34 protein-coding genes and 1 pseudogene are annotated in these 24,474 nt (G+C 66.0%); 12 read left to right on the plus strand and 23 right to left on the minus strand.

What is annotated here, in order from left to right:
• Positions 1 to 66: 66 nt before the first annotated feature.
• The 8 genes from G7078_RS03255 to G7078_RS03290 all read right to left on the minus strand — a co-directional run bounded on the left by G7078_RS03255 (position 67) and on the right by G7078_RS03290 (position 3,766).
• Complete coding sequence (locus tag G7078_RS03255; protein ID WP_166092945.1) at positions 67 to 438, minus strand: DUF1622 domain-containing protein; 372 nt, start codon at positions 436 to 438, stop codon at positions 67 to 69.
• Between the two features lie 8 nt (positions 439 to 446).
• Positions 447 to 848 carry a GFA family protein gene (locus G7078_RS03260; protein ID WP_166092947.1) on the minus strand — a complete coding sequence of 134 codons (402 nt, stop codon included), beginning with the start codon at positions 846 to 848 and terminating at the stop codon, positions 447 to 449.
• Positions 845 to 1,174, minus strand: a complete 330-nt coding sequence (locus G7078_RS03265) for a GIY-YIG nuclease family protein (protein WP_166092949.1) — start codon at positions 1,172 to 1,174, stop codon at positions 845 to 847. Before G7078_RS03265 ends, G7078_RS03260 begins: the two co-directional genes overlap by 4 nt.
• Positions 1,175 to 1,241: 67 nt before the next feature.
• A complete protein-coding gene (gene ruvA / locus G7078_RS03270; protein ID WP_166092951.1) occupies positions 1,242 to 1,838 on the minus strand; it encodes a Holliday junction branch migration protein RuvA in 597 nt (198 codons plus the stop codon).
• A 75-nt stretch (positions 1,839 to 1,913) separates the two neighbouring features.
• Entirely contained in the window at positions 1,914 to 2,405 is a 492-nt protein-coding gene (gene ruvC, locus G7078_RS03275) for a crossover junction endodeoxyribonuclease RuvC (RefSeq protein ID WP_166092953.1), read from the minus strand.
• 10 nt (positions 2,406 to 2,415) lie between these two features.
• Entirely contained in the window at positions 2,416 to 2,766 is a 351-nt protein-coding gene (locus G7078_RS03280; RefSeq protein WP_166092955.1) for a DUF3147 family protein, read from the minus strand.
• A gap of 2 nt (positions 2,767 to 2,768) precedes the next feature.
• Positions 2,769 to 3,512, minus strand: coding sequence for a YebC/PmpR family DNA-binding transcriptional regulator (locus tag G7078_RS03285; RefSeq protein WP_166092957.1), 744 nt, complete (start codon positions 3,510 to 3,512; stop codon positions 2,769 to 2,771).
• A gap of 14 nt (positions 3,513 to 3,526) precedes the next feature.
• Positions 3,527 to 3,766, minus strand: a complete 240-nt coding sequence (locus G7078_RS03290; protein ID WP_166092960.1) for a DUF2312 domain-containing protein — start codon at positions 3,764 to 3,766, stop codon at positions 3,527 to 3,529.
• 105 nt (positions 3,767 to 3,871) lie between these two features.
• On the opposite strand from G7078_RS03290, the gene pyk reads away from it, so the two are divergent.
• The gene (pyk, locus tag G7078_RS03295; protein WP_166092962.1) at positions 3,872 to 5,338 is read left to right on the plus strand and encodes a pyruvate kinase; all 1,467 of its coding nucleotides are present in this window, start codon (positions 3,872 to 3,874) and stop codon (positions 5,336 to 5,338) included.
• Here the strand turns inward: pyk and G7078_RS03300 are convergent, their stop codons facing one another.
• The 6 genes and pseudogenes from G7078_RS03300 to G7078_RS10900 form a co-directional block, all read right to left on the minus strand.
• Entirely contained in the window at positions 5,339 to 6,208 is an 870-nt protein-coding gene (locus tag G7078_RS03300; protein ID WP_166092964.1) for an NAD(P)H-hydrate dehydratase, read from the minus strand. It lies immediately after the preceding gene.
• On the minus strand, positions 6,205 to 6,708 hold the full coding sequence (locus G7078_RS11050) for a histidine phosphatase family protein (RefSeq protein ID WP_343037800.1): 504 nt from the start codon (positions 6,706 to 6,708) through the stop codon (positions 6,205 to 6,207). The genes G7078_RS03300 and G7078_RS11050 overlap by 4 nt, the downstream gene beginning before the upstream one ends.
• A pseudogene (locus G7078_RS10990) lies at positions 6,624 to 6,974 on the minus strand (histidine phosphatase family protein); the annotation flags it as partial. The gene G7078_RS11050 and the pseudogene G7078_RS10990, both read right to left, overlap by 85 nt.
• Before the next feature lie 52 nt (positions 6,975 to 7,026).
• Positions 7,027 to 9,192, minus strand: coding sequence for an SDR family oxidoreductase (locus G7078_RS03310; RefSeq protein ID WP_166092966.1), 2,166 nt, complete (start codon positions 9,190 to 9,192; stop codon positions 7,027 to 7,029).
• Positions 9,189 to 10,361, minus strand: coding sequence for a UDP-galactopyranose mutase (gene glf, locus G7078_RS10895; RefSeq protein ID WP_166092968.1), 1,173 nt, complete (start codon positions 10,359 to 10,361; stop codon positions 9,189 to 9,191). The genes G7078_RS03310 and glf overlap by 4 nt, the downstream gene beginning before the upstream one ends.
• Complete coding sequence (locus G7078_RS10900) at positions 10,358 to 11,440, minus strand: glycosyltransferase (RefSeq protein ID WP_246166450.1); 1,083 nt, start codon at positions 11,438 to 11,440, stop codon at positions 10,358 to 10,360. The genes glf and G7078_RS10900 overlap by 4 nt, the downstream gene beginning before the upstream one ends.
• Before the next feature lie 318 nt (positions 11,441 to 11,758).
• Between G7078_RS10900 and G7078_RS03325 the strand changes: the two genes are divergently transcribed.
• The 6 genes from G7078_RS03325 (at position 11,759) to mce (ending at position 15,081) form a co-directional block, all read left to right on the plus strand.
• Entirely contained in the window at positions 11,759 to 13,285 is a 1,527-nt protein-coding gene (locus G7078_RS03325; protein ID WP_166092972.1) for an acyl-CoA carboxylase subunit beta, read from the plus strand.
• Positions 13,255 to 13,557 carry a hypothetical protein gene (locus G7078_RS03330; RefSeq protein ID WP_166092974.1) on the plus strand — a complete coding sequence of 101 codons (303 nt, stop codon included), beginning with the start codon at positions 13,255 to 13,257 and terminating at the stop codon, positions 13,555 to 13,557. Before G7078_RS03325 ends, G7078_RS03330 begins: the two co-directional genes overlap by 31 nt.
• Positions 13,557 to 14,036 (plus strand): OsmC family protein, encoded by a 480-nt coding sequence (locus G7078_RS03335; protein WP_166092976.1) that lies wholly within the window; start codon positions 13,557 to 13,559, stop codon positions 14,034 to 14,036. The genes G7078_RS03330 and G7078_RS03335 overlap by 1 nt, the downstream gene beginning before the upstream one ends.
• An 85-nt stretch (positions 14,037 to 14,121) precedes the next feature.
• Positions 14,122 to 14,388 carry a GIY-YIG nuclease family protein gene (locus G7078_RS03340; protein ID WP_206367483.1) on the plus strand — a complete coding sequence of 89 codons (267 nt, stop codon included), beginning with the start codon at positions 14,122 to 14,124 and terminating at the stop codon, positions 14,386 to 14,388.
• A gap of 37 nt (positions 14,389 to 14,425) precedes the next feature.
• Entirely contained in the window at positions 14,426 to 14,665 is a 240-nt protein-coding gene (locus tag G7078_RS03345) for a hypothetical protein (RefSeq protein ID WP_166092981.1), read from the plus strand.
• Positions 14,662 to 15,081 carry a methylmalonyl-CoA epimerase gene (gene mce, locus G7078_RS03350; protein WP_166092984.1) on the plus strand — a complete coding sequence of 140 codons (420 nt, stop codon included), beginning with the start codon at positions 14,662 to 14,664 and terminating at the stop codon, positions 15,079 to 15,081. The genes G7078_RS03345 and mce overlap by 4 nt, the downstream gene beginning before the upstream one ends.
• A gap of 3 nt (positions 15,082 to 15,084) precedes the next feature.
• Here the strand turns inward: mce and murA are convergent, their stop codons facing one another.
• From murA to G7078_RS03365, 3 genes are all read right to left on the minus strand, one after another.
• A complete protein-coding gene (gene murA / locus G7078_RS03355; protein ID WP_166092986.1) occupies positions 15,085 to 16,368 on the minus strand; it encodes a UDP-N-acetylglucosamine 1-carboxyvinyltransferase in 1,284 nt (427 codons plus the stop codon).
• 44 nt (positions 16,369 to 16,412) lie between these two features.
• Positions 16,413 to 16,745, minus strand: a complete 333-nt coding sequence (gene clpS / locus G7078_RS03360; protein WP_206367484.1) for an ATP-dependent Clp protease adapter ClpS — start codon at positions 16,743 to 16,745, stop codon at positions 16,413 to 16,415.
• Positions 16,746 to 16,899: 154 nt separating this feature from the next.
• Complete coding sequence (locus G7078_RS03365) at positions 16,900 to 17,613, minus strand: phasin family protein (protein WP_166092990.1); 714 nt, start codon at positions 17,611 to 17,613, stop codon at positions 16,900 to 16,902.
• Between the two features lie 121 nt (positions 17,614 to 17,734).
• On the opposite strand from G7078_RS03365, the gene gmk reads away from it, so the two are divergent.
• Positions 17,735 to 18,388: a guanylate kinase gene (gmk, locus tag G7078_RS03370; RefSeq protein ID WP_166092993.1), complete on the plus strand. Its 654-nt coding sequence runs from the start codon at positions 17,735 to 17,737 to the stop codon at positions 18,386 to 18,388.
• Here the strand turns inward: gmk and G7078_RS03375 are convergent.
• The 6 genes from G7078_RS03375 to G7078_RS03400 are packed head-to-tail and all read right to left on the minus strand — an operon-like array spanning position 18,385 to position 22,132.
• Positions 18,385 to 19,080 (minus strand): ATP12 family chaperone protein, encoded by a 696-nt coding sequence (locus tag G7078_RS03375; RefSeq protein WP_166092995.1) that lies wholly within the window; start codon positions 19,078 to 19,080, stop codon positions 18,385 to 18,387. The two genes, gmk and G7078_RS03375, sit on opposite strands and share 4 nt — an antisense overlap.
• Complete coding sequence (locus tag G7078_RS03380; RefSeq protein WP_166092997.1) at positions 19,077 to 19,313, minus strand: hypothetical protein; 237 nt, start codon at positions 19,311 to 19,313, stop codon at positions 19,077 to 19,079. The genes G7078_RS03375 and G7078_RS03380 overlap by 4 nt, the downstream gene beginning before the upstream one ends.
• Positions 19,306 to 19,980, minus strand: coding sequence for an HAD-IA family hydrolase (locus G7078_RS03385; protein ID WP_166092999.1), 675 nt, complete (start codon positions 19,978 to 19,980; stop codon positions 19,306 to 19,308). Before G7078_RS03385 ends, G7078_RS03380 begins: the two co-directional genes overlap by 8 nt.
• Positions 19,977 to 21,053, minus strand: coding sequence for an RluA family pseudouridine synthase (locus G7078_RS03390; protein WP_166093001.1), 1,077 nt, complete (start codon positions 21,051 to 21,053; stop codon positions 19,977 to 19,979). The genes G7078_RS03385 and G7078_RS03390 overlap by 4 nt, the downstream gene beginning before the upstream one ends.
• 33 nt (positions 21,054 to 21,086) lie before the next feature.
• The gene (locus tag G7078_RS03395) at positions 21,087 to 21,458 is read right to left on the minus strand and encodes a ribose-phosphate pyrophosphokinase (RefSeq protein WP_166093003.1); all 372 of its coding nucleotides are present in this window, start codon (positions 21,456 to 21,458) and stop codon (positions 21,087 to 21,089) included.
• Entirely contained in the window at positions 21,455 to 22,132 is a 678-nt protein-coding gene (locus tag G7078_RS03400) for a DUF4893 domain-containing protein (protein ID WP_166093005.1), read from the minus strand. The genes G7078_RS03395 and G7078_RS03400 overlap by 4 nt, the downstream gene beginning before the upstream one ends.
• 116 nt (positions 22,133 to 22,248) lie before the next feature.
• Between G7078_RS03400 and rarD the strand changes: the two genes are divergently transcribed.
• Genes rarD through G7078_RS03420 form a run of 4 tightly spaced genes read left to right on the plus strand, consistent with a single transcriptional unit; the run spans position 22,249 to position 24,474 of the window.
• Positions 22,249 to 23,169, plus strand: coding sequence for an EamA family transporter RarD (rarD, locus tag G7078_RS03405; protein ID WP_166093007.1), 921 nt, complete (start codon positions 22,249 to 22,251; stop codon positions 23,167 to 23,169).
• 34 nt (positions 23,170 to 23,203) lie between these two features.
• A complete protein-coding gene (locus G7078_RS03410; protein ID WP_166093009.1) occupies positions 23,204 to 23,626 on the plus strand; it encodes a putative periplasmic lipoprotein in 423 nt (140 codons plus the stop codon).
• A gap of 36 nt (positions 23,627 to 23,662) precedes the next feature.
• Entirely contained in the window at positions 23,663 to 23,884 is a 222-nt protein-coding gene (locus G7078_RS03415; RefSeq protein ID WP_166093011.1) for a hypothetical protein, read from the plus strand.
• Positions 23,881 to 24,474: a YdeI/OmpD-associated family protein gene (locus tag G7078_RS03420; protein WP_166093013.1), complete on the plus strand. Its 594-nt coding sequence runs from the start codon at positions 23,881 to 23,883 to the stop codon at positions 24,472 to 24,474. The genes G7078_RS03415 and G7078_RS03420 overlap by 4 nt, the downstream gene beginning before the upstream one ends.

Consider the following 24,474-nt stretch of genomic DNA (forward strand, 5'->3'; position numbering starts at 1 on the left):
ATCGATCCTGGCAGGTCGCAAGCATCGCCGCATGTTGCACGTTTGGAGCCGTGTAGGACAGTTTCTTCAGCCCTTGCGCTGCTTCGCGCCCGAGCGCTGCCACGGCCAATGGCCTTCAATCTCCACCTCAAGGCTGAAGCTGAGGAACGTTCGGATGGCGACGATTCCGGCGAGGACGGCGAGGCTCTCCAAAGTCGGTTCAATGGCGACGGTGTTGATGATGTCGGCCGCGACCAGGAATTCGAGGCCAAGCAGGATGGCGCGCCCGAGGCTGGAGCGGAAAGCGGCGACCGCTTGCTCATAATCTTCCTGGCGGGCCATGCGATAGGCGAACAGCGCAAGCGTGGCGAAGGCACCGAGCGCGATGATGGCGATGCCGGTGAGCTCGATCGCCCGGCTGACGACCGGTGCGGCGGCAAGGGCGATCTCTTCAAGCATTGGGCGCCTCAGGAAAAATGGTCGATGCCGTCGCCGACGATTTCGACCCAGGGTTGCTTGCGGCCTTCGTACACGGAGTAGAGCGGCTGGGCATGGAAGGGCGCGTCGAAGGCGCCGACCGCGACGGCGATCAAGCCGCTCATCTCGCCGTCTACCGCGTAGAACATCGGCGCGCCGCAGGTCGGGCAGAAGGAAAAGGTGCCGGTGTTGCCGCTGTCGCCGGTGTACGACCAGCTTCTGGCCTCACCCTCGATTGTGACCCGGTCGGCGGGCCAGCGCGCCTGCGCGGCAAAGGCGCTGCCTGAGCGCTTCTTGCATTCGAGGCAGTGGCAGACGGACACTCTGACCGGCTCGCCGGTGGCAGTGAGGCGAAGCTGGCCGCAGCGGCAGGAGGCGGTGCGGGTGGTCACTTTTCTCCAATTCCGTTCGTCCCGAGCGAAGTCGAGGGGCGCTCTCTTGGCGGTCGAGCAAAATGCGACAGGGTTCGCCAGTCGCTGCGTATCAGCGCCTCCTTTTTGGATCTCGACCAAGGCTTGATCCGCCGTTCCGCCTCCAGAGCTTCCAGTCTGCTCCCGAAACCCTGCGACCAGACGAGTTCAATCGGCCGCCTACGCCGCGTCCAGTCGCCGCCTTCTCCACGAGCGTGCTGGGCGATCCGCACGTCGAGATTGTCGGTGTGGCCGGTGTAATAAGACCCATCGCCACAGCGCAGGATGTAGGCCCAGAATGTTAGCAAGATGCAGGCGCCCCTCGACTTCGCTCGGGACGAACGGGGTTGGGAAGGCTGCCTGGCGAAAATTTGCTCACTTCGCCGCTTTCTTCAGCGCCAGCCGTACGAGCTCATCGAGGGTCGCGTCGGCACCGAGGTCGTCCAGCGCGGCGTTGACGGCGGCGCTGGCGTCGGCGGGTTTGAAGCCGAGGTTGGCGAGGGCGGACAAGGCGTCGGCGGCGGTGTTGCCGCGCGGCGGCGGGGCTCCGGCTACGCCGGCGAGGGCAGGGGCGCCGAGCTTGCCCTGCAACTCGTTGGCGATGCGGGCGGCGAGCTTGGGGCCGACGCCGTTGGCGCGGGAGATCAGGGCCTTGTCGCCGTTGGCGGCGGCGCGGGCGAGCTCGTCGGGCGGAAGGACGGAGAGGATGGCGAGCGCCAGCCGGCCGCCGACGCCCTGGATGCTGGTCAGCGCACGGAAAGCGTGGCGTTCCCCGGCAGAGCCGAACGCGAACAAGGTCCACGCGTCTTCGCGTACCTGCAGTTCGGTGAGCACCATCACCTGGCTGCCGGTGCCGCCAAGGGCCTCGAGCGTGCGGGCGCTGGCGAGCACCTGGTAGCCGACGCCGCCGACGTCGATGACGGCGCTGTCGGCGGTGACTTCAGCAAGGATGCCGGAAAGGCGGGCGATCATGCGGGGCACACTAGCGCGAGTTTTCGTCATTGCGAGCGCAGCGAAGCAATTCAGCGGTTCTGGATTGCCGCGTCGCTACGCTCCTCGCAATGACGATCGGGTGGCCAAGTGATGTGCGTGCGTGATGGCGACGGCGAGCGCGTCGGCGGCGTCGGGGCCGGCGATCTTGCAGCCGGGGAGCAGGCGCTGGATCATCGCGTGGACCTGCGCTTTCTCGGCGCCGCCGGTGCCCACCACGGCCTTCTTGACCAGCGTGGGCGCATATTCACCGACGGCGATTCCGGCGCGGGCGGCGATCATCAGCGCGACCCCGCGGGCGTGCGACAGCTTGAGCGTGGATTGCGGGTTCTTGTTGACGAACACTTCCTCGACCGCGGCGGCGGCGGGGCGATGCTCGGCCAGGACAGCCTCCACTTGCGCGGCTAGGTCGGCGAGCCGCTCCGGCAGCGGCGAGGCGGCGCTTGTCGTGAGCTGGCCGTTGGCGATGTGGCGCAGGCGGTTGCCCTCGGCCTCGATCACGCCCCAGCCCGTGGTGCCGAGGCCCGGGTCCAGGCCCAGAATCACCATGAGCGCACGATCACAGGCGGATGCCGAGACGGGGAGCGAGGAACAGCATCCCGGCGTAAAGGACGATGGTCAGCAGGCAGCCCAGCGCGAGCGCCGCATAGAAGCCGACGCCGGCGCGAAGCATCGCGGGAATGACGAGGAACATCGGCAGGCTGGGGAGGACGAACCAGAAGGTCGCCTGCGCGTGGCTCGCCATGTTGGCGGCGTCCGGCTTTGCCTGCCACAGCCAGATCATGCCGAGCACGGACACCAATGGTAGCGAGGCGATCAGGCCGCCAACGCCGGGATAGCGTTTGGCGACCTCGGAAACGGCGGCGACGATGATGCCGGAGACCAGGGCCTTGATCGCCAGCCACCACATGGTCAGCCGAGCTTCTCGAGCTCTTCTTCCGAGACGTCGTAATTGCCCCAGACGGTCTGGACGTCGTCGTCTTCCTCGAGCGTGTCGATCAGCTTCATCAGCCCGGCCGCGTCGTCGCCCGCGACCTCGACTTCCGTAGACGGCTTCCACGCGAGCTTGGCGGTTTCGGGCTCGCCGAGCAGAGGCTCGATCGCCTTCAGCACTTCATGCAGGCCGTCCTGCGCGGTCCAGATGCGGTGGCCGTCGTCGTCGCTCTCGACGTCGTCGGCGCCGGCTTCGATCGCGGCTTCGAAGACCTTGTCCGCATCGCCGGCGGTGGCGGCATATTCGATCAGGCCGACACGCTCGAAGCCGTGGCTGACGCTGCCGCTGGCACCGAGGTTGCCGCCGTTCTTCGAGAAGGCTGTGCGCACATTGGTCGCGGTGCGGTTGCGATTGTCGGTCAGCGCTTCGACGATCAGCGAGACGCCGCCCGGGCCGAAGCCCTCGTAGCGGATTTCCTCGTAATTTTCGGCATCGCCGGTTGAGGCCTTGTCGATCGCGCGCTGGATATTGTCCTTCGGCATCGACTGGGCGCGGGCGGCGAGCACCGCGGCGCGGAGCCGCGGGTTCATGTCGGGATCGGGCAGGCCCATCTTCGCCGCGACGGTGATTTCGCGGCTGAGCTTGGAGAACATCGCCGAGCGCTTCTTATCCTGCGCGCCCTTGCGGTGCATGATGTTCTTGAATTTGGAATGGCCCGCCATGGTCGCCCCTTAGCCTAGCAGCCGATCGCGGCGCGATAGGTTTCGAGGATCGCGTCCTGTTCCTGGCGCGTGTGCGATTCCATCTTCCGAAGGCGAACGACCATGCGCATGATCTTGGGATCGTAGCCGTTGGCCTTGGCCTCGCCATAGACGTCCTTGACGTCGTCCGCGATCGCCTTTTTTTCTTCCTCGAGCCGCTCGATACGCTCGATAAACAGCCGCAACTGATCAGCTGCGACGGTGCCGTCCGCCATGTCCCGCTCCCGTGTTTTAAGATTCGCCGGAGGCTCTAGAGAAGCCCGCCGCGCGGCTCAAGCAGGTTGAACCGTCCCATCCATCGACTATGGCCGGGCGGACCCATGGCTATTCAATCGCTGAAACCCCGATCCCGCAAGGTGAAGATCCTGGCCACGCTCGGGCCTGCATCGAGCAGCCCGGAAATGGTCCGGCAACTGATGCACTCCGGCGCCGATGCGTTCCGGATCAACATGAGCCACGGCGAGCACGCGCAAAAGGCCGAGCTGGTCGAGACCATCCGGGCGATGGAAAAGGAACTCCGGCGCCCGACGACAATCCTGTTCGACCTGCAGGGGCCGAAGCTTCGCGTCGGCGATTTCGAAGGCGGGGAAGCCGAGGTCCGCAAGGGCGACCGGCTGGTCCTCGATCGCGACAGCGCGCTTGGCACCGCCCAGCGGGTCGAGCTTCCCCACCCCGAACTGTTCCAGGCCGTCGGGCCGGGCGACCGGCTGCTGATCGACGACGGCAAGGTACGGCTGAAGGTCATCGAAGCGAGCGACGAGCGCATCGTCACCGAAGTCCAGGTTGGCGGGCGGTTGTCCAACCACAAGGGCGTCAACGTGCCCGACGTGGTTGTGCCGATCCCGGCGCTGACCGAAAAGGACCGCGCCGACCTTCAGTTCGCGCTGGAGCAGAAAGCGGACTGGATCGCGCTGTCGTTCGTGCAGCGGCCCGAAGACGTCGCCGAAGCGCGTGCGCTGATCGGCGAAAAAGCGCTGCTGATGGCGAAGATCGAAAAGCCGGCGGCAATCGACCGGCTGAGCGACATCATCGCCTTGTCGGACGGAGTAATGGTCGCGCGCGGCGACCTTGGCGTCGAGCTTCCGCCGCAGGACGTGCCGCCGCTGCAGAACAAGATCGTCGCCGCCGCGCGCCAGTTCGGCAAGCCGGTGGTGGTCGCGACCCAGATGCTGGAATCGATGATCACTTCGCCGACCCCGACGCGGGCCGAGGTCAGCGATGTCGCGACCGCGATCTACGACGGCGCCGACGCGGTGATGCTGTCGGCCGAAAGCGCGACCGGGCAATATCCGTGCGAAGCGGTGCGGATGATGGACCGCATTGCCACCAGCGTCGAGCGCGACCCGGTCTATCCGGCGCGAATCCACTTCACCGAAACCAAGCTGGAGCCGACCACCGCCGACGCGCTCGCGGGATCGGCGCGGCAGATCGCCAACACCGTCTCGGCGACGGCCATGGTCTGCTACACCAGTTCGGGCTCGACGGCGCGGCGGATGGCGCGCGAACGGCCGGCGGTCCCAATCCTGGCAATGACCGCGTCGCAGACGACGGCGCGGCGGCTCGGCCTGCTGTGGGGCGTTCACGCCGTCCACACGCGCGACGTTTCGAACTTCGAAGAAATGGTCGAAAAGGCCAAGCGCATGGCGCTTCGCCACCAGATTGCAGCTGGCGGCGACCGGCTGGTGCTGATGGCCGGCGTGCCGTTTGGATTGACCGGGTCGACCAACGTCATCCACGTCGTCAAGCTGGTCGGCGACGAGCTGGAGCGTTACGCGACCACGCGCTGATCAGCGCGGCAGCAGGGCCGGGATCTCTTCGGCAATCTCACGCGCCAGGAAGCCGACCGGGCCGACCTTCCGCGACAGGACCTCGCCGGCTTCCCCGTGCAGCCTGACCGCCCACAGCAGCGCCGTGAGCGGATCGGCGCCGCGCGCAAGCAGGCCGCCGACGATCCCGGCAAGCGTGTCGCCGCTGCCCGAAACGCCAAGGCCGGGAACGCCGCCGCGGTGGGTCCAGACGCGGCCGTCGGGGTGGACGACGTGGCTGACCGCGCCCTTGACCAGGGTGACGGCGTCGTAGCGCTGGGCGCAGGCCTTGCCGCAACCGATCGGGTCGGCCTCGATCGCGGCTTCATCGCATTCGAGCAGGGCCGCCATCTCGCCGGCGTGCGGCAGCAGGATGGGCCAGCCCTTGGCTCGCCGGGTTTCCGCCGTGACCGGCGGCAGCGCGCGCAAGATCCCGGCGTCGAGCGCGAGCGCCGCATCCGTTTTGAGCAATGCCGCCGCCATCTCTGCGCACGCCGAACTTTCGAACATGCCGGGGCCGGCGACGACGGCGTCGACATCGCTCGCAAGCTCGGCGACTTGCTGGACGGATTTCGGCCCGAAGTCGCCGCGCTTGTCTTCGTCGAGGCCGACGGTGCGCGATTCCGGCATCGCCACCGAAAGCGATGGAGCGACGCTGGCGACCGTCGCGATCTGAAGGCGCCCAAGGCCCGATCGCATCGCCGCCATCGCGCATAGCAGGGCGGCCCCGGCCAGCGATCGGCTGCCGGCGATGATCAGCAGGCGGCCGTGGCTGTGCTTGTCGCCTTCGGTGACTTGCGGCAGCGGGAATTGGGCAAGGGTGTTGCGGTCGAGCGGCGTCCCTTCGCTCATCGCGAACCCGTCGTCATGTCCGGCTCCGCCGTCTTGGGTGCGCCTTCGGCGTCGAGGGGGGCGCCATGGTTCCACAACGACAGCTTCGGCGCGCAGAACCCGTCCTCGTCCGGTTCGAAGTCGTAAATGCAAATGCCGCAATTGAGCACGTCGGCCTTCTTGTCGATGGCCAGGATTTCGCTCTCGTCCAGCTCCTCAAGGATGTAGCGCATGCACAGCACCACGACCTGGTGGCACACCACCAGGACGCGCTTGTTGCTGTAATGCAGGTTGATCGTGTTGAGCATCGACCGGAGCCGAAGGATGACGTCAGCCCAGCTCTCGCCGCCCGGGGGCGGTGGTAGAATTTGCCGAGCGTTGCGCGATGTTCCGCTTCCTCCGGAAACTTGGCGCGGATTCCGGCGGTGGTCAGCCGGTCGAAGATCCCGAACTCGCGCTCGCGGAGCCGCTCGTCGACGATTGGTTTTGATGGCCCGCCGGCAAGCGCGCCGGCCTCGCAGATCGCCTTCGCGGTCTGGCGCGCGCGCACATAAGGGGAGGAAAGGATCACTTGCGGCCGCTCGTCCTTGGGAAGGTCGGCGAACCAGCGGCCGGTGGCCCGCGCCTGTTCGAAGCCCAGGTCGGACAAGGGCACGTCGACGTCGCGGCATTCGATTGCGATTTCGAGATGCCCGGCCTCGTCCGCCGCTTCGCGCGCGACGTTGCCCTGGCTTTGTCCGTGCCGGACAAGCCACATGCGTTCAGGCCAATTCTGTCGATTTCCCATGAAGCCTCCAGCGACGGAAAGCCCGCAGGGCGCGAACTGTTCCCTCGGCGCGCTAGGCGCGAAGCGCTTCGGCGTGAGTGACGAAATCGCTCAAAGCCTGATCGAGCGGGCGCAGGAGCAGGCCGCGCTTGCTGCTAAGGCTCGTGTCGGCGGCCGGGGCATCGTTCGAATGGACCAGTTTGCTGTCGAGGTGCGCGCGGTCGGCGATTTCGCGCGCCAGTTCGTGCCAGCTGATCGCGCCCTGGTTGGTCAGGTGCCAGATGCCCTTTTCGTCGTCCAGCAACAGGTCGAGCGTGGCGTGCACCAGGTCCGGCACATAGGTCGGTGAAACGACCGACTTGTCGCTTGCGAACACGTCTTCGCCGCGCCGCAGTTTGTGGACCGTGTCGACGAGGAAGTTGAAGCGGTCCCACGGGCCGAAAAAGGCGCTGGTGCGGATGATCAGCGCGTTGGAATCGATTCCCAGGAGCCGCTGCTCGGCCTCCGCCTTGCTGCGGCCGTAAGCGCAGGCCGGGGCGGTCTCATCCGGCTCGACATAGGACCGGCCAAGCTGCCCGTCGAAGACGAGGTCGGAGGAGAAGGTGACCAGCGGAAGGCCCGCCGCGTTGCAGGCGCGGCCGAGCAGTTCCGGCCCGGTCGCGTTGATTTCCATGCACTCGTCGAACTTCTCGTCCGCTTCCCAGGTGCGGACGAAGCCGGCGGTGTTGATGATCGCCCAGGGACGATAGCGGGCAAGCGCGGCGGCGATCGACGCTTCGTCGGTAATGTCGAGCTCGGCGCGGCTGGTCAGAACGAATGGCAGGCCGCGGTGGGCGCAGATCCGGGCAAACGCCTGGCCCAGCGTGCCGGTGGCGCCGGTAATCAGGATCGGCTGCGCATTGGCCAGTGCATTGCTGGGCAGCATTTCGTAGCGGCGGCGAGCGTAGGTCCGGCCCGGGCGCTTCCACCAGCCGGGAAGCTGGAGCGTCGGGTGGGCAAGCTCTCCGCCGCGCGCGAGGGTCGCTGCGGCATTGCCGATCATCGTCCGGCGCGGCTCGGGCGAGCGGGTGTCGAAGGCGCCAGGCTCATGGATGCCGTCGCGGCGGGTAAGGATCGAGCGCCAGTCGACCAGCCCGAACAGCGCCCACAAGGTGACCGCGCGGATGTCGGCGCCGCGCGCCCGCTCGCGCTTCGCGGCCTGCCAGACGTCGTTGAGCCAGCGCACTTGTTCTTCGCGCGTGCAGCCGTGATGCACTTCGGTGACCGCGATCGGCAGCCGGTACCGCTCCCACAGCTCGCGAAGCCGCTTGCCGGGGCCGACGAGGTGCTTGAGCTTGGCGACTCGCACCGCCTCGACGTCGACGTAGGTTTCGCGTCCGTTGCCCCCGACCGGCTCATCCGGATAGCGCTCGGCGCGGTGGTCGAGGTAGCGCTCGCTGGTCAGATAATGGTCGAAACCAATGATGTCCGGCATTCCCGAGCCGGCCGCGAGTTCCTCGAGCGCCACCGGATCGACCCCGCAATCGACAAGGTCGTCCCAATAATAGTGCTCGCGGCCCACACGGCCGGTCAGCAGGTCGAAGGCCAGCCAGCGCCGCTCGTTTTCATGGTCGGCCTGATATTGCAGACGGTCGGTGGCGAAGGTCTTGCCGACGTCCTCGGTCGCGATCAGCTTGGCGTCCGGATTGACCTTGCGGACCGCGTCCATCGCCCGCGCGATCCCAAGGCATTGGAGGACGCAGGTGCGGTAGGCCGCGGCCCGGTCCTTCAAATGCGGATACCAAAGGCCGTAGAGGCAGGAAAAGCGGGCGGTGGTCAGCGGCTCGTTGATCGGGGTCCACATCTGGATCCACGGGAAGCGGCGAGCGACGCGGCCGGCATAATCGGCGAGCAGGTCGGGGAAATTGGGGTCGAGCAAATCGGTATAGCGCGGCCCCGAGCCGTGGTGGACCAATGTCGCAATGACTTCGACCCCGCGCTCGCGCAGCCGCTCCAGCCGCGGCTCGTGCCAGGAAAAGTCGAGCTCGTGCGGGCTTTGCGGGGCCACCATCTCCCACAGGATCGGGTAGCGCACCGCCTTGATGCCAAGGTCGGCCATCGCGTCGATGTCCGACATCCGGGCGAGGTGCCCGGTTTCGGCCAGCTGGTTGCGGTAGTCGTCGCCCAAACGGACGATCGAGCATTCCAGGCCGCCCCACAGCTCTAGCGGAGCCGTGGGCTGTGAGGCGGCGCTAGTCACTCGGCGGCGACCGCAGTCTCCTGCGGTTGTCCCTGCTGCCGCTTTTCTTCCATGCGCCGGAAGGTGGCCAGTGCCTGGCCGACGATCTGGTCCATGTTGTAATAGCGGTAAGTGGCGAGCCGGCCGACGAAGGTGACGTTGTCGGTCGCGTCGGCAAGCGCCTCATACTTCTTGAACAGCTCCTGGTTCTCCGGCCGCGGGATCGGGTAATAAGGATCGCCCTCCGCCGACGGATATTCGTAGGTGATGCTGGTCTTGGGATGCTCCTGGCCGGTGAGGTGCTTATACTCGCTGATGCGGGTGTAGGGCACGTCTTCCGACGGATAATTCACCACCGCGACCTCCTGGAACTGCTCCTGGTCGAGCGTCTGGTGGTCGAACCGGAGGCTGCGATAGGGCAGCTTGCCGAAGCGGAAGTCGAAATATTCGTCGATCGGGCCGGTGAAGATCAAATGATCGGCGATCTCCTGCCAGCTGTCCTTGAAGTCGGCGAAGTCGGTGCCGAGCCGCTTTTCGATCAGCGGATTGTCGAGCATGGTTTCGAACATCCGGGTGTAGCCGTGAAGCGGCATCGCCTGGAACGTATCGCCGAAATAGCGGTCGTCGGTGTTCGTCCGGGTCGGAATCCGGCTGGTGACCTGCTTGTCGAGCTCCGACGGGTCGAGGCCCCATTGCTTGCGGGTGTAGCCGCGGAAGAACAGCTCGTAGAGTTCCTGGCCGACGGCGTTGATCACGACGTCTTCCGAGGTCACGATCTCGTCCACTGGCTCGGCCCGTGAAGCGAGATATTCCGCCGCATCCTCGTCGGTCTTCAGGTCGAGGCCAAACAATTTGTTGAGCGTGGTGCGGTTGATCGGGATCGGCACCAACTGGTCGCGAACGACGGCGCGGACGCGGTGCTCGTAGGGTCGCCAGTCGGTGAACTGCGACAGATAATCGACCACGGCCTGGGCGTTGGTGTGGAAGATGTGCGGCCCGTACTTGTGGTACAGGATGCCGGCTGCATCTTCCTCGTCATAGGCATTGCCGCCGACATGGTTGCGCCGGTCGATCAGCAAGACCGACGCGCCCTGCTGCGATGCCAGGCGCTCAGCAAGAACGGAGCCGGCAAAGCCGGCTCCGACGATCAGATAATCATAGCGCTTCCCGGCGCCCTGGCTGGCGTTCATTCTGCGGCCACCAGCAATGCGGAACTGGTCGAGGGCACACGCTCGTCGAGCACTTCGTGGATCAGCGCCGACATCCGGCCCTGGGTCGTGCTCCAGCTCGTCGCGGAAAGCATCAGGTCGGCCTCGCCCAGCCAATCGCCTTCCGAATCGAGCGCAAGCATCCGCTCGCACGCGGCGACGAACTCTTCGGCGGTGCCGGCGATCTCGACGCCTTCAAGGTGACCGTAATGGCGCACGACGTCCTTGATCGGAGTCGACACCACCGGCTTGCCGCCGGACAGATATTCAGGGGTCTTGGTCGGCGAGATGAACTGCGTCGATTCGTTCATCGCGAACGGCATCAGCGCCACGTCCCAGCCCGACAGATAGGTCGGCAGCTGCTCGTACTTCTTGCCGCCGACATAATGGATGTTCGCCCGACGCGGCAGGTCGTCCTCGGAGATCTTCACCACCGGGCCGACCATGACGAACGACCATTCGGGGCGCATCGCCGCCATCCGGTCGAGCAGGTCTATGTCGAAGCGCTCGTCAATCACCCCGTAAAAGCCGAGGCGCGGATGCGGGATGCCGGCCTGGTCTTTAGGCTGAGGCAGTTCCTTGCGGGCCTTGGCGAAGTGCGGGCGATCGACCGACGAGGGGAAGAGGTGGACGCTCGAATGGCGGTCCTTCTTCGCTTCGAACAGGCTCGACCCGCCGGTGAAGACGAGGCTGGAGCGGTCGATCAGCTCCTGCTCCAGGTCGAGCAACTTGACCGGTGCGCCCTTGAACTTGGACAGCTCGTCCATCGCGTCGAACACGACGACGCTGGCGTCGAGGTCGCGCGTGAAAGGCAGCATCATCGGCGTGTAATACCAAGCGACCAGCGGACGGGTCAGGCCGGCCGAATAGGCTTCGAGAAGGCGCTTGAGGGCCGCTTCCTGCCGATCCTCGTCAAGGCCTTCGGGAAGGTGCGGGACGACAATGCGGATCTTGGGATAGTCGTCGGCCGCGCGGACTTTGAGGTGCGCGGTTTCCTTGGCGCCGACGAAGACCGGCTCTTCCCAATAGATCACCGTCATCTCTTCAGCGAACCGGCTCATCAGATGCTGGGGACGCTGAAATACGAAGTCCCACCGCAGGTGCGAGAAGCACAGCAAAGTTGGACGTTCAGAATCCGGTGCCGAGGGCTCGGCATTCGACTCGACAGGCACCCCGACGCTTTTCAGCATTTCCAGTAAATCTCCGATGTTGGAACCTCATGTGTTGAACGGCTCCGCACCAGTGCAGTTCCGCAACCTTAATCGTTGTTAGTGCGAAATGGGGGTCATGCTGCGCTGCAACAAGGCTTAGGCCGCCGTTGACGCGCCCAACCGAGCGTGAAAGGACGACCGACTGAGCCGGGCTGCATGAAGGTTTCCATGGCAACGACGATCGAAGAGCTTGAAAAGCGGCGCCAGCAGGCGCGGCTCGGCGGCGGTGAAAAGCGTATTGCAGCGCAACATGCGAAGGGCAGGCTGACCGCCCGCGAGCGCCTGTCGGTGCTGCTCGACCAGGGCAGCTTCGAGGAGCTCGACATGTTCGTCGAGCACAATTGCGCCGACTTCGGGATGGAAGCGCAGAAGATCCCGGGCGACGGCGTCGTCACCGGGTCGGGCACGATCAACGGCCGGCTGGTGTTCGTCTTCGCGCAGGACTTCACCGTCTTCGGCGGATCGCTGTCCGAACGCCACGCGCAGAAGATCTGCAAGATCATAGACATGGCGCTGAAAGTCGGCGCGCCGGTGATCGGACTCAACGACAGCGGCGGCGCGCGCATCCAGGAAGGTGTCGCCTCGCTCGGCGGCTATGCCGAGGTGTTTCAGCGCAACGTGCTGGCATCCGGCGTGGTGCCGCAGATCAGCCTAATCATGGGCCCGTGCGCGGGCGGCGCGGTCTATTCGCCGGCGATGACCGACTTCATCTTCATGGTGAAGGATAGCAGCTACATGTTCGTCACCGGGCCGGACGTGGTGAAGACGGTGACCAACGAAGTGGTGACTCAGGAAGAGCTTGGCGGCGCGGTCACGCACACGACCAAGTCGGGCGTCGCCGACGTCGCGTTCGAGAACGATATCGACGCGCTGCTGGCGACGCGCGAGTTCTTCGACTTCCTGCCGCTTTCGAACCGCCACGACGTGCCGAGTCGGCCGACGAAAGACCCGTGGGACCGGATAGAGGACAGCCTGGACACGCTGATCCCGCCGAGCGCGGCCACGCCGTACGACATGCACGAGCTGATCCGGAAGGTCGCCGATGAGGGCGATTTTTTCGAGATCCAGCCCAAGCATGCGGCGAACATCATCACCGGCTTCTGCCGCATCGAGGGGCGCACGGTCGGCGTCGTCGCCAACCAGCCGATGGTGCTGGCCGGCGTGCTCGATATCGCCAGCTCAAAGAAAGCGGGGCGCTTCGTCCGCTTCTGCGACGCCTTCGACATTCCGATCCTGACCTTCGTCGACGTCCCCGGCTTCCTGCCCGGCGTCGCGCAAGAGCATAACGGCATCATCAAGAACGGCGCGAAGCTGCTGTTCGCTTACGCCGAAGCGACCGTGCCGAAGATCACGGTGATCACGCGCAAGGCCTATGGCGGAGCCTACGACGTAATGGCGTCCAAGCATTTGCGCGGCGACCTCAACTATGCCTGGCCGACCGCCGAAATCGCGGTAATGGGCGCCAAGGGCGCGGTCGAGATCATCTTCCGTGGGCGTACGCCGGAAGAGATTGCGGAGCGCACCGCCGAATATGAGGAGCGCTTCGCCAACCCGTTCGTCGCCGCCAGCCGCGGCTACATCGACGACGTGATCATGCCGCATTCCACGCGGCGCCGGGTCGCGGCGGGTCTGCGCAAGCTGCGCGACAAGCAGCTGGAGAACCCGTGGAAGAAGCACGACAACATTCCGCTTTAGGGGCGCTCTACCTGTTTTCTTTGGGCTGCACGGCAGCAGCGCTCGTTGTTGTGCTAGTCGGCTTAGTGGCGAAGCTGCCCGCCGCGGGAACGGCGTTCGTGGCTCTGATGTTTGCTGGACTGCTGAGCCGCACCGCATTCCAATGGAGCGCCCTCTTGTTGTTCAAGTCTGCTCCGAAACGTCGGGCGATGGCTCTGAATGCATTAGCTGTGACTCTCGTCACCGGAGCTTTTTTTGTGTTCGTCGTGCTTCACCAACTCGGTATTGGGTAGTGATCAGCTACACCGCCACCATCCGCTGGAGCCGCACCGGCGACGGCGACTTCGCCAAGGGGCAGTACAGCCGCGCGCATGAGTGGGCGTTCGATGGCGGCGCGGTGGTGCCGGCGGGGCCGAGCACGCACATCGTGCCGGAGCCGTGGGGCAATCCGGCGGGTGTCGATCCGGAGGAGGCCTTCGTCGCCTCTCTGTCGTCCTGCCACATGCTGTTCTTCGTCGACTTCGCGCGGCGGGCCGGGTTCGTCGTCGACAGCTATGTCGATGAGGCGGAAGGCGTGATGGAGAAGCGCGCCGACGGGCGGATGTGGATGAGCCGGGTGACGCTGCGCCCGCGGATCGTTTGGGGCGACAGCGCGCCGGACGAAGCTTCAGTCGCCGAGCTGCATCACAAGGCGCACGACGCGTGCTTCATTGCCAACAGCGTGAGGAGCGAGGTGGTGGTGGAAAATCCAACCTCGTCATTGCGAGCGTAGCGAAGCAATCCAGAATTGCGCAGCTGGATTGCTTCGTCGCTGCGCTCCTCGCAATGACGGCGAGGTGAAGCAGCCGGCCGTTTACATGATGGCGAGTCAGCGGAACGGGACGTTGTACGTCGGCGTGACCTCAAACTTGCCGGAGCGGGTTTGGCAGCATCGATCTGGCTTGGCCGACGGGTTCACCAAGCAGTACGGTTGCAAATTGCTCGCATGGTTCGAGCAGGCGGAAACCATGGAAGCGGCAATCTCCAGGGAAAAGCAGATCAAGGGCGGCTCCCGGCTGAAGAAGCTTTCTTTGATCGAGGCTCGAAATCCTGATTGGCGTGATCTCTTCGCGGACATTGCATGACGGGATTGCTTCGCTTCGCTCGCAATGACGGTGACCGGTGAACGGTGAACAGCTCTTCGTCGGCTTACTGACGCTGGCGCTGGTGCCGCTGATCGGGTGGCGGATGGTGCGGGGGGTGCGGACCGGGCGGTTGCCGCTGTATCGGACCTACGTGGAGCGCAGCGAGGATGGCGCGCGCTTCTGGTCTTTGCTGGTGTTGCACGGCATCAGCCTGTGCCTGATGACCTTTATCGCCGCGGACCTGCTGCTCGGTCTCGGCTTCAGGAGTGAGAGATGACCCTCGGACGATTGAACCACGTCGGCGTCGCGACGCCGTCGATCGAGCGGAGCTTGGAGACGTACCGGCTGATGTTCGACGCCAAGCCGCATGGCGCGCCGTTCGACCTGCCGGCGCAGGGCGTGCGGGTGTGCTTCGTCGATACGCCAAACTCGCAAATCGAACTGATCGAGCCGCTCGGGCCGGAATCGCCGGTCGCCAGGTTCCTGGAGAAGAACCCGGCTGGCGGGCAGCATCACGTCTGCTTCGAAGTGCCGGAAATCGAAGCGGCCAAGGCGGAGCTTGAAGCCAAAGGCGCGCGCGTGCTCGGTGAGCCGCGCATCGGCGCGCACGGGACGCCGGTCTTCTTCGTCCACCCCAAGGACATGGGCGGCGTGCTGGTCGAGATCATGGAGACGCCGAAAGCGGCGCACTAAGCGTCAGCCGGCGCTGCGCCGTTCGATGGTCGCGCCGACGGCGGAAAGCTTTTCTTCCAGCCGCTCGTAGCCGCGGTCGAGGTGATAGACCCGCAGCACTTCGGTCTCCCCCTCCGCGGCGAGGCCGGCGAGGATCAGGCTCATCGAGGCGCGCAGGTCGGTGGCCATGACGGTCGCGCCGGTCAGGCCCTTGACGCCATGGACGATCGCCGAACGGCCGTGAATGTCGATGTCCGCGCCCATGCGGCGAAGCTCGGGCACGTGCATGTAGCGGTTTTCGAAGATGGTTTCTTCAAGGAAGCTGTCGCCGTCGGCCAGCGCCAGCATCGCCATGAATTGGGCCTGCATGTCGGTCGGGAAGCCGGGGAAGGGCGAGGTCGAAAGCGCCAGCGGCTTGAGCCGGGTGTCGGCAGTGACCCGGATGCTGTTCTCGCAAAACTCGAGCATCAGGCCGGCGTGCGAAAGCGCGGTGAAGATTGCGCGCATGTCATCCAGCCGGGCGCCGACCAGCTCCAGCGATCCGCCGGTGATGGCCGCAGCGCAGGCGTAGCTGCCGGCCTCGATACGGTCGGGCATGACGTCGTAGGTCGTGCCGTTCAGGCCCTCGACGCCGTCGATGATCAGGTGGGCCGAGCCGATGCCGTCGATCTTCGCGCCCATCGCGACCAGCAGGTTGCACAGGTCGGCGATTTCGGGCTCACGGGCGGCGTTGAACAATTGCGTGCGACCGGTCGCAAGTACCGCCGCCATCAGCGCATTTTCGGTCGCTCCGACGGACACGACGGGGAAGCTGTAATCGCCGCCTGGCAGCCTGCCCTTGGGCGCGCTGGCCTTCACATAGCCGGCGGCAAGCTCAATCTCCGCGCCCATCGCTTCGAGCGCCTTCAAGTGCAGGTCGATCGGCCGGTCGCCGATGGCGCAGCCGCCCGGCAGCGACACCGTCGCTTCGCCGGCACGCGCCAGCATGGGCCCAAGGACGAGTACCGAGGCGCGCATCTTGCGCACCATGTCATAAGGGGCGACGGTCGATTCGATCTCGGCCGCGTGGAGCGTCATGCGGCGGCCGACTTCGCCCTTCTTGACGCCTTCGATCGCGGTCGACGCGCCAAGCCCGTTGAGCAAATGCCCGAAGCTGTCGACGTCGGCGAGGCGCGGCAAATTGCGCAACGTCAGCTTGTCGCTCGTCAGGAGCGCGCAGGGCAGGAGGGTCAGGGCCGCGTTTTTCGCGCCGCTGATCGGGATTTTGCCTTCGAGGCGCTTACCGCCTTTGATCCATATGCTGTCCACCGCCGCCGTTTAGCGGGCGTGGTGCGCGGCGCAACTGCGGCGGTTCAAGCCTTCTCCAGCGTGCATTGCAGCGGGTGCTGGTTTTCGCGGGCGAAGTCGATGACCTGGCTGACTTTCGTCTCCGCGACTTCGTAGGTGAAGACGCCGCAGACGGCGACGCCCTGCTGGTGAACCTGGAGCATCACCTTGGTCGCGTCTTCGATGCTCATCGAAAAGAATTGCTGAAGCACGAGCACGACGAATTCCATCGGCGTGTAATCGTCGTTGAGCATCAGCACTTTGTAGTTGGACGGCTTCTTGGTCTTCGGCCGGGTCCGCGTCGCGACGCCGGTTTCGGTGTCCTCGAGACCATCGCCGCGGCCGGGGCCGGCCGCCATCTTCGGTTCAATCATGATCATGTCGCGGCCCTAGATAGGGCGGTCGGGGAAGTCGCTGCAAGGCGTGACGTCGCCGGTCCGGCCAGAAAAAAAGGCGGCCGCCCTCCACAGGAGAGCGGCCGCCCGATGCTTGCCCGACTAGGAGGGGAGGGTGTCAGGCAACCAGTTCGTTCAAACGCTCGGCGTTAACCGTGGCGCGGTTCGAAATCGGCTGGATGGCTTCGCCGGCCAGCTTGACCATCGATTCGGTCAGTTCCGAGCTTTCCGCAACGAAGCGGTCGAAGGAACCGCGCAGGAATTCGGCCTGCGCCTGAAGCAGGTCGGCCGGGGTGCGGGCCGACGTCAGCGAACGCACCGTTTCGGAAGCCCGGTCCAGGCTGTCGCGGTTCTTGGCGATGACGCGCTGGCTGATCGACTGCGCACCGGCGGTGGCGATACGGCCGGCTTCGACGATCGCCTCGACGTTGCCGCGGGTGATTTCGGTCAGATCTTCAACCGCCTTGCGCGAGCGGGTCGCGACGTTTTCGGTGCGGCCAGCGGCATCGCTGAACAGCTCTTCAAAGCCATTGACCATCGGGAAGGCGTTGAAGCCGGCGAAAGCGTTGTTGGACTGGAAGTTCACGTCATCGTTCCTTTCGTTGCGAACGGTGCGAGCCGTGCGCTGGGTGGTCTTGCGCGAAGCCTTGCGGGCGGACGCACGGGTCGACGATTTGGTCGTCGAAGCGGCACGGCGAGTCTTGCGCTGCGCCTTCTTGGCCTGGGTTGCGCCAGCTTTGGCGGCGGCCTTCGTCGTCTCGGCCACGGCCTTGACCTGAGCTTCGCCAGCCTTGGCGGCGTTCTCAACTGCAGTTTCGGTTTCAGCAACCATCGAAAATCTCCTTTTGTGCAGTGCAACATATATGCTGCGCCGCACCATTTCAAGGCTGTTTCTGCTGCACTGCGGCAACCCGCCGCTTGACGGCCACCGGTGACCCGAAGCAAGAGCGGCCATGGACCTGTCCGAAGCATCTCCCGGCCGGCGCCGCCGCGGTCTCTTGATCGTCCTTTCCTCGCCATCGGGCGCGGGCAAGTCGACCCTGGCGCGGATGCTGCTGGAGGCCGACAGCGAAATCACCATGTCGGTATCGGCGACCACCCGGCCGATGCGCCCCGGCGAGCGGCAAGACGTAGATTATCATTTCGTCGACGATGCCGAGTTCGACCGGCTGATCCAGGAGAATGAGCTGGTCGAGTGGGCGATGGTGTTCGGCTATCGCTACGGCACGCCCAAGGCGCCGGTAAAGGCGGCGCTCAAGGCCGGCCGGGACATCATGTTCGACATCGACTGGCAGGGCGCGCGCCAGCTTGAGCCCGACTTTGGCGAACATCTCGTCACCATCTTCCTGCTGCCGCCGTCGATGACCGAGCTCGAGCGGCGGTTGCGGGCGCGTGCGACCGACAGCGAGCAGGTGATCGGCGAGCGGATGCAGCGCGCCGCGGACGAGATCAGCCACTGGGCCGAATACGAATATGTGCTGGTCAACCAGGACATGAACGCCTGCCTCGACCGGGTCCAGGCGATCGTCAGTGCCGAGCGGGCGAAGCGATCGAGCCAGACGGGCCTTAATGCGTTCGTCCGGGACCTGATCGGCCCCGCGCACTAAGCGTCGAGCAGCTCTAGGAACCGCGCGGCGGCGAGAAAATCGCGGCGATTGTTGTCGAGCCGCTGCCGCGCCTCCGAATCCGCGCCCCACTGGCTGAGTTGCCAGCGGCCATCGACCGTGACGCAGCCCCATGCCGCTTCGGGCGTCATCGCTTTTTCGAGCACGGCGAGGGCGGCAAGCAGCGAGCCGCCGATGGTCACGAGCGGCGACAGGCCAGCCAACTGGAAGGGCGCGACCGAGGCCACCGCGTGGCTGAGCCGCTCTACCGTCGCAATGGGCTGGTCGACGTGCATGACGCCGCTCGTCGTCTGGAAATCGACATCGAACCGGCGGCGGCCCCAGGCCAGCAGGGCGTCCCAGCTTTCAGCCTGGAGCGAGACCAATTCACGCGGTCCTTCGGCGCGGTAGCAGGCAAGGTCGCCCTGGGCGTAGCGGCCAAGATCGCGGGCAAAGCTTTCGGGGTCGGGCTGGATTCGATCGACCGCCGCATTGGCAAGCCCGGTTAGCGGCATTGCGCGCGGGTCGATGGTGTCGGCAGCGCCGCTCCATTCGGCCGCGATCGCGTCCGCCAGCGCCTTCGTCGGCAGCTGGAGCAATGCGCGCGCGGGCGTATGCACCGGCCGGCCGTCGAGCTCGATCGTCCAGCCGTCGTTTGACTCGACCGGCTCGGCAACTTTCCAGAACCGCTTCACGGGCGTCCTTCGCCCGCATCCTCCCGGTCCCACGCCCGCTTCGCGATGCGCGGCATGACCAGCCCTTCGAGCAGTCCGGCGATCGCCAGCAGCCCGCCAAGCGCGGGCCAGCCGCCGGGCTGGATGATGTCGGAAAAGGCGATTGCGACGCCCAGGAAGAAGATCGCCAGCCCGCTCAGGCGAAGCAAGGCAAAGGTGGCGAAGCGGCGCTTCCAGACCGTTTCGTCAACCACGCGAACGCTCCAGCGCAAGGGTCGCCAGCGGCGCGACTTCGCCCGGGTGGTCGGCGACGGAAAACGCACCCGCAGCCTGCAATTCTTCCGCGGCGTGATAGCCCCAGGCGACCCCGATCCCGGCGGCACCGGCAGCCTTGGCCATGCCCATGTCGAACGAGGTGTCGCCGATGACCACGGTGGTGTCCGCCGCCGCGCCGGCGTCAGCCATGGCGGTCAGCGCCATGCTTGGGTGCGGCTTTGACGCATGGCGGTCGGCGGTCTGCAGAGAGATGAAGCGGGCGTGGATGCCATGGCTTTGAAGGCAGCGGTCGAGGCCGCGGTCGGACTTGCCGGTGGCGACCGCAAGCAGCCATCCGTCCAGCTCCAGCTCGTCGAGCAGGTCGAGCACGCCGTCATACAGCGGCTCCTCCACCCGGCCCTCGGCCCGAGCCTGCTGGAAACAGCTTTTGTAACTTTCGGACAGCGCGCGATGAGTCGCCGCATCTTCGTCCGGGAGCAAGGCGGCCATCGCCTCGTTCAGGCTGAGGCCGATGACGCGCCGGCTGACGTCCGGGTGTGGCAAGGCCGCGCCATGCAGCGCGAAGGCATCCTTGAGCGCGCGGTAGATGGCCGCGCCGCTGTCGACCAGGGTGCCGTCGCAATCGAAGATGGCAAGCTTGTTCATCGGGCCCTGTTTCCACCGCGCGCCGGCTTGATTCGGCCAGCGCCGCGGCGCGCCTGTGGCTTGGGCTTGCGCGGGCTTAACGGCGTGCCCTCCGCCTTGCGCGGCGGCAGGTGGTCGCCAAGCGCGATTTCGAAGCCGAGCGTGTCGAGCGATTGGGCGAAATGGTCCGGAAGCTCCGCGGTGACGTCGATCTTGCCGCCCGGTGCGTCGATCCGCAGGCGCCGCGCGTGAAGGTGAAGCTTGCGGCTGATTCCGCCGGTCAAGTACGCGTCGGGCCCGCCATACTTGCCGTCGCCGACGATCGGATGGCCGATCGCCGCCATGTGCACGCGCAGCTGGTGCGTGCGGCCGGTCAGCGGCTGCAGCTCAACCCAGGCGACGCGGTTGCCGGCACGCTCGATAATCCGCCAGCGGGTCTTGGCCGGCTGGCCATTGACGTCGTCGACCTGCATCTTTTCGCCGCCCGTGCCGGGTTGCTTCGACAGCGGCAGTTCGATGACGCCTTCTTCGCCGGCCGGCACGTCGACCACCAGGGCCCAATAGACCTTCTTGGCAGTGCGGCTGGAGAAAGCCTTGGAAAAGAGGCCGGCGGCGCGCGCGTTGCGCGCAACGAGGATCGCCCCGGACGTGTCCTTGTCGAGGCGGTGGACGAGCTTCGGACGATGGCCCTCGTCATCGGCCAGGCCGTCGAGCAAACGGTCGAGGTGCTGCGTGGTCTTGGTGCCGCCCTGAGTCGCGAGGCCCGGCGGCTTGTTGAGGACGAAAGCGTCGGCGCTTTCCTGGATGACCATCGAACGGACGAGCTGGACCTCTGCCTCCGTCAGCGGTTCGCGCCGCCGCTGCGGCTTGGTGGCCCGCGCCGGCTGCGCTTCTGCCGGCGGAATGCGGATTTCCTGCCCGCTTGCGATCCGGTCGCCCGGTTCGGCCCGCTTGCCATCGACTCGAAGCTGGCCGGTGCGCGCCCAGCGCGAGACGAGGTTGAAGCTGACATCGGCCTGGTGCCGCTTGAACCAGCGGTCGAGGCGAATGCCATCGTCGTCTTCGGATACGGTAAAGGTGCGGTCATGGGCCATGCTTGGCCCACTTAGCCGTTGCGCGCGAGAATTCTAACCCGCGTGCTTCGCCCAATAGTCAAAAGCCAGGCCCTGAAGCGTTTTGACGAGTTTTTGCGCGCCCGGACCCTCCCATATTCCAGTGTAGCCGTGCTGGACCGCGCCGCCGCCAACCCACCAGCCTTGGCCGGGCAGGCCGTCGGACTGGCGCACGACCAGCACGGCAAGCTCCGGCTCGCCGCGCTCGGCCGCTTCCTCGTCGATGACGGCGAGCACTTTGCACAAGGCGCGCATCTTGGGCCGCGTGAACCGATGCCCGAGCGCGCCGAGCAGATCCGAGTACGTCAGGGACTGGCCCGCGGCTGCGGCGCCGATAAGGTGCGCACGGACTTCCGCGGGATCGGCCAGCAGGCCGGCCTCGCTCATTCCGGCTGGTTGGGCACCGGGGTCAGCTCGAACACCTCAAGCTTCGCGCCGCTGCGCGGGTAGGGGATGACCAGGCGCCACCGCATCGGCGCAATCCGCTCGAACACGCCGGCGGTGTCGCGGGTGGGATCCTCGCCGTAGGCCAGCGGTTCCTTTTCATCGTCGATGGCAAGGCTGCCGAGGAAGATCATCCGCTTGCCGCCGTCATCGTCCCACAGCTGGCCGGAAGGCCGCTGGCTGCCGGTCTGCTTGACGATCGTCAGCGTGCCCTGGTCGTCGGCAAGGACGTAGCAGAAGAAGGGTTTGAACTTCTCGAACAGCGGGCCCTTCTTCGCGGCGCGGCCAAGCTTGATCAGCCGGCAATTGTAACTGCCCGGGGTGGGCTGCGGGCGGGGCTCGGCGGCAATCGGCTTGAGCAAGATGCCTTCCGCCGCGACGTCGCGCGCGTGGCGCGCCTTCACCTGGATCAGTGCGTCCTGCCACGCCAGGCCGAGCCGCTGGATCCGGCTCTGGTCGGGCGCGGTGGCGACGGCTTTCCAGACGTCGGACGGCCGTTCCGGCTCGACCGTGACCGATGCCCCGGCACGGCGCTGCTTGAGCGTCGACGACGTGCAGCCGCCAAGGACAAGCGCCAACGCCAGCCCCGCCGTTGCCGCAAAGGAAGAAAACTTCACCGTCATAATGTCTCGCTGTCCAAATCACGGTGACACTGCGGCCCGCAGGATGCAACCAGCGCCCCGTTTACCAAAGCTGTTGAAATCGTTTCGCCGCCCGCTACCGCCCGGTTCGGATGAACCCTCCAGCACCACACATCGCCCGCGAAGCCCGCCGCGGCTTCTGGCTCGGGGTAAGCGCCTACGGCCTGTGGGGGCTGCTGCCGATCTATTTCAAGGCGCTGTCCGGCGTCGGACCGGTCGACATCGTCGCTCACCGGATCGTCTGGTCCGTCCCGTTTCTGCTGCTCCTGCTCGCCGCGTTCGGCTCGATCAAGGTGGCGCCGCAAGTGCTCCGCAATCGCCGCACGATGCGGTTGCTGGCCCTCACCTCGCTGCTGATCGCGGTCAACTGGCTGCTGTATGTCTTTGCCGTCACCAGCGGGCACATCCTTGCCGGGAGCCTTGGCTATTACCTCAACCCGCTGGTCAACATCGTGCTTGGGCGCGTGGTGTTGAAGGAACGCTTGTCGCGCCTGCAATGGGTTGCAATCGCCGTCGCCGGCGCCGGCATTTCCGGGCTTGCGGTGCAGGCGGCCGGGCAATTGTGGATCAGCCTGACGCTGGCCGCGAGCTTCGCCACCTATGGCCTGCTGCGCAAGATCGCCGAGGTCGACGCGACGCTTGGATTGGCCATCGAGACGACGATGCTGCTGCCGTTCGCCGCGGTATGGCTCGCCTGGCGAGCCGTCGGCGGCGAAGCAGTGTTTGGCGCGTCGACCGGCGATGCGGCGCTGTTGCTGCTCGCTGGCGTGGCGACCAGCGTCCCGCTCATCCTGTTCACAGCGGCCGCCCGCCGGCTGCGCTATTCGACGCTCGGCATGCTGCAGTTCATCGCGCCGACTTTGCAGTTCGTCTGTGCGGTGACGATTTACGGGGAGCGCTTCACCGTGTGGCACGGCATCGCCTTCGGGGCGATCTGGGCAGCGCTGGCGCTGTACGTGGCCTCGCTACTGCATCAGCGCCCGGCAGGCGGCGACCCGGGCGAACTGGTGTGATGGAACGCTTTCGCGCCATCGGCATTGGCTCATCATGAAGACACTCGCCATCGCCTCCGCCGCGGCCTTCCTGCTGACCGGTTGCGCCGCCTATCCGCCCGCCGTGGACCCCACCGCCGCGGGCTGCCCGATCGCCGGATCGAGCGACTGGGCCGCGTGGGTGAACGCAATGCCTGGCCCCAATGCGCAGCCGACGCTGATCGTTACCGGCAAGGTGACGACCCCGACCGGCGGCTATCGGGTCGAATTCGATCCGCAGGCGCTCAGCCGCAGGAGCGAGCCGGTGCAGATGGTCGCGACTCTGCGGGTCACGCCGCCGACTGGCTTTGCAACGCAGGCTTTGGTCACCCACGACGTGCGCGGCCAATGGGCTTCGCCGGCGAAAGTCGGCGCCGTCGACATCGTCTGCGACGGCCAGCTGCTGCAGCGAATTTCCCCCGTCACAACCGCGATGTGAGCTGCTAACCTCCCCTGACAATCGAAAGGGGCGAAGATGTTCAACGTGGTATCGCTGATAATCGGGGTGGTCGCGCTGCTGCTTGCCGTGGTCGCCTTCATCCCGCTGCTGGGATGGGCCAACTGGCTGATCATCCCACTCGCGATCGTCGGTGCAGTCGTGGGCGCGATGTCCCGCACGACCGCCGGCCGCAACCTCAACCTGTTCGTCATCGTCGTGGGTATCGTCCGGCTGATGCTGGGCGGGGGAATCATTTGAGCCGCGACGCGCGGATCGACGCCTACATTGAGCGCGCGCAGCCGTTTGCCCGGCCCATCCTCGCCCACATCCGCGAGCGGGTGCACGCGGCGATCCCCGACGTTGACGAAACGCTCAAATGGGGCGCGCCAAGCTTCACCGTAGGCGGCAAGATCGTCCTCGTGATGGCTGCCTTCAAAGCCCATGCGGCGCTCAATTTCTGGCGCGGCCAGGAATTGAGCGGCGGCGAGGCGACGCCGGGGGCCATGGGCCAGTTCGGGAAGCTCAAGGATGTCGCCGATCTTCCCGCGGACCCGGAGCTTGAAGCCCTGATCCGGGAAGCCGCCGAGCTGGCGCGCTCGGCGCCGGCGCCGCGTCAGGCCAAGGCGGCCAAGACGGCGCCGGAGATGCATCCGCACTTTGCCGAGGCGCTGGCCAAGGCGCCGAAAGCGCAAGCGACCTTCGACGGCTTCAGTCCCAGTTGCCGCCGTGAGTATGTCGAATGGATCGCCGACGCCAAGCGCGATGAGACCCGCGCAAAGCGAATCGCCACCGCCGTCGAATGGCTGTCCGAAGGGCGCAAGCGGAACTGGAAATACGAAAAGTGTTGA

The organism is Sphingomonas sinipercae (assembly GCF_011302055.1).
GTDB classification, from domain to species: domain Bacteria; phylum Pseudomonadota; class Alphaproteobacteria; order Sphingomonadales; family Sphingomonadaceae; genus Sphingomicrobium; species Sphingomicrobium sinipercae.

What these genes read in the sequence shown, in the direction of transcription:
- G7078_RS03255 (WP_166092945.1), bottom strand. Translation starts at nt 438, where the DNA reads ATGCTTGAAGAGATCGCCCTTGCCGCCGCACCGGTCGTCAGCCGGGCG.
- ruvA (WP_166092951.1), bottom strand. Translation starts at nt 1,838, where the DNA reads ATGATCGCCCGCCTTTCCGGCATCCTTGCTGAAGTCACCGCCGACAGC.
- ruvC (WP_166092953.1), bottom strand. Translation starts at nt 2,405, where the DNA reads ATGGTGATTCTGGGCCTGGACCCGGGCCTCGGCACCACGGGCTGGGGC.
- G7078_RS03280 (WP_166092955.1), bottom strand. Translation starts at nt 2,766, where the DNA reads ATGTGGTGGCTGGCGATCAAGGCCCTGGTCTCCGGCATCATCGTCGCC.
- G7078_RS03285 (WP_166092957.1), bottom strand. Translation starts at nt 3,512, where the DNA reads ATGGCGGGCCATTCCAAATTCAAGAACATCATGCACCGCAAGGGCGCG.
- G7078_RS03290 (WP_166092960.1), bottom strand. Translation starts at nt 3,766, where the DNA reads ATGGCGGACGGCACCGTCGCAGCTGATCAGTTGCGGCTGTTTATCGAG.
- pyk (WP_166092962.1), top strand. Translation starts at nt 3,872, where the DNA reads ATGGCTATTCAATCGCTGAAACCCCGATCCCGCAAGGTGAAGATCCTG.
- G7078_RS03300 (WP_166092964.1), bottom strand. Translation starts at nt 6,208, where the DNA reads ATGAGCGAAGGGACGCCGCTCGACCGCAACACCCTTGCCCAATTCCCG.
- glf (WP_166092968.1), bottom strand. Translation starts at nt 10,361, where the DNA reads ATGAACGCCAGCCAGGGCGCCGGGAAGCGCTATGATTATCTGATCGTC.
- G7078_RS10900 (WP_246166450.1), bottom strand. Translation starts at nt 11,440, where the DNA reads ATGAGCCGGTTCGCTGAAGAGATGACGGTGATCTATTGGGAAGAGCCG.
- G7078_RS03325 (WP_166092972.1), top strand. Translation starts at nt 11,759, where the DNA reads ATGGCAACGACGATCGAAGAGCTTGAAAAGCGGCGCCAGCAGGCGCGG.
- G7078_RS03340 (WP_206367483.1), top strand. Translation starts at nt 14,122, where the DNA reads ATGATGGCGAGTCAGCGGAACGGGACGTTGTACGTCGGCGTGACCTCA.
- mce (WP_166092984.1), top strand. Translation starts at nt 14,662, where the DNA reads ATGACCCTCGGACGATTGAACCACGTCGGCGTCGCGACGCCGTCGATC.
- clpS (WP_206367484.1), bottom strand. Translation starts at nt 16,745, where the DNA reads ATGGCGGCCGGCCCCGGCCGCGGCGATGGTCTCGAGGACACCGAAACC.
- G7078_RS03365 (WP_166092990.1), bottom strand. Translation starts at nt 17,613, where the DNA reads ATGGTTGCTGAAACCGAAACTGCAGTTGAGAACGCCGCCAAGGCTGGC.
- gmk (WP_166092993.1), top strand. Translation starts at nt 17,735, where the DNA reads ATGGACCTGTCCGAAGCATCTCCCGGCCGGCGCCGCCGCGGTCTCTTG.
- G7078_RS03385 (WP_166092999.1), bottom strand. Translation starts at nt 19,980, where the DNA reads ATGAACAAGCTTGCCATCTTCGATTGCGACGGCACCCTGGTCGACAGC.
- G7078_RS03390 (WP_166093001.1), bottom strand. Translation starts at nt 21,053, where the DNA reads ATGGCCCATGACCGCACCTTTACCGTATCCGAAGACGACGATGGCATT.
- G7078_RS03395 (WP_166093003.1), bottom strand. Translation starts at nt 21,458, where the DNA reads ATGAGCGAGGCCGGCCTGCTGGCCGATCCCGCGGAAGTCCGTGCGCAC.
- rarD (WP_166093007.1), top strand. Translation starts at nt 22,249, where the DNA reads ATGAACCCTCCAGCACCACACATCGCCCGCGAAGCCCGCCGCGGCTTC.
- G7078_RS03410 (WP_166093009.1), top strand. Translation starts at nt 23,204, where the DNA reads ATGAAGACACTCGCCATCGCCTCCGCCGCGGCCTTCCTGCTGACCGGT.
- G7078_RS03415 (WP_166093011.1), top strand. Translation starts at nt 23,663, where the DNA reads ATGTTCAACGTGGTATCGCTGATAATCGGGGTGGTCGCGCTGCTGCTT.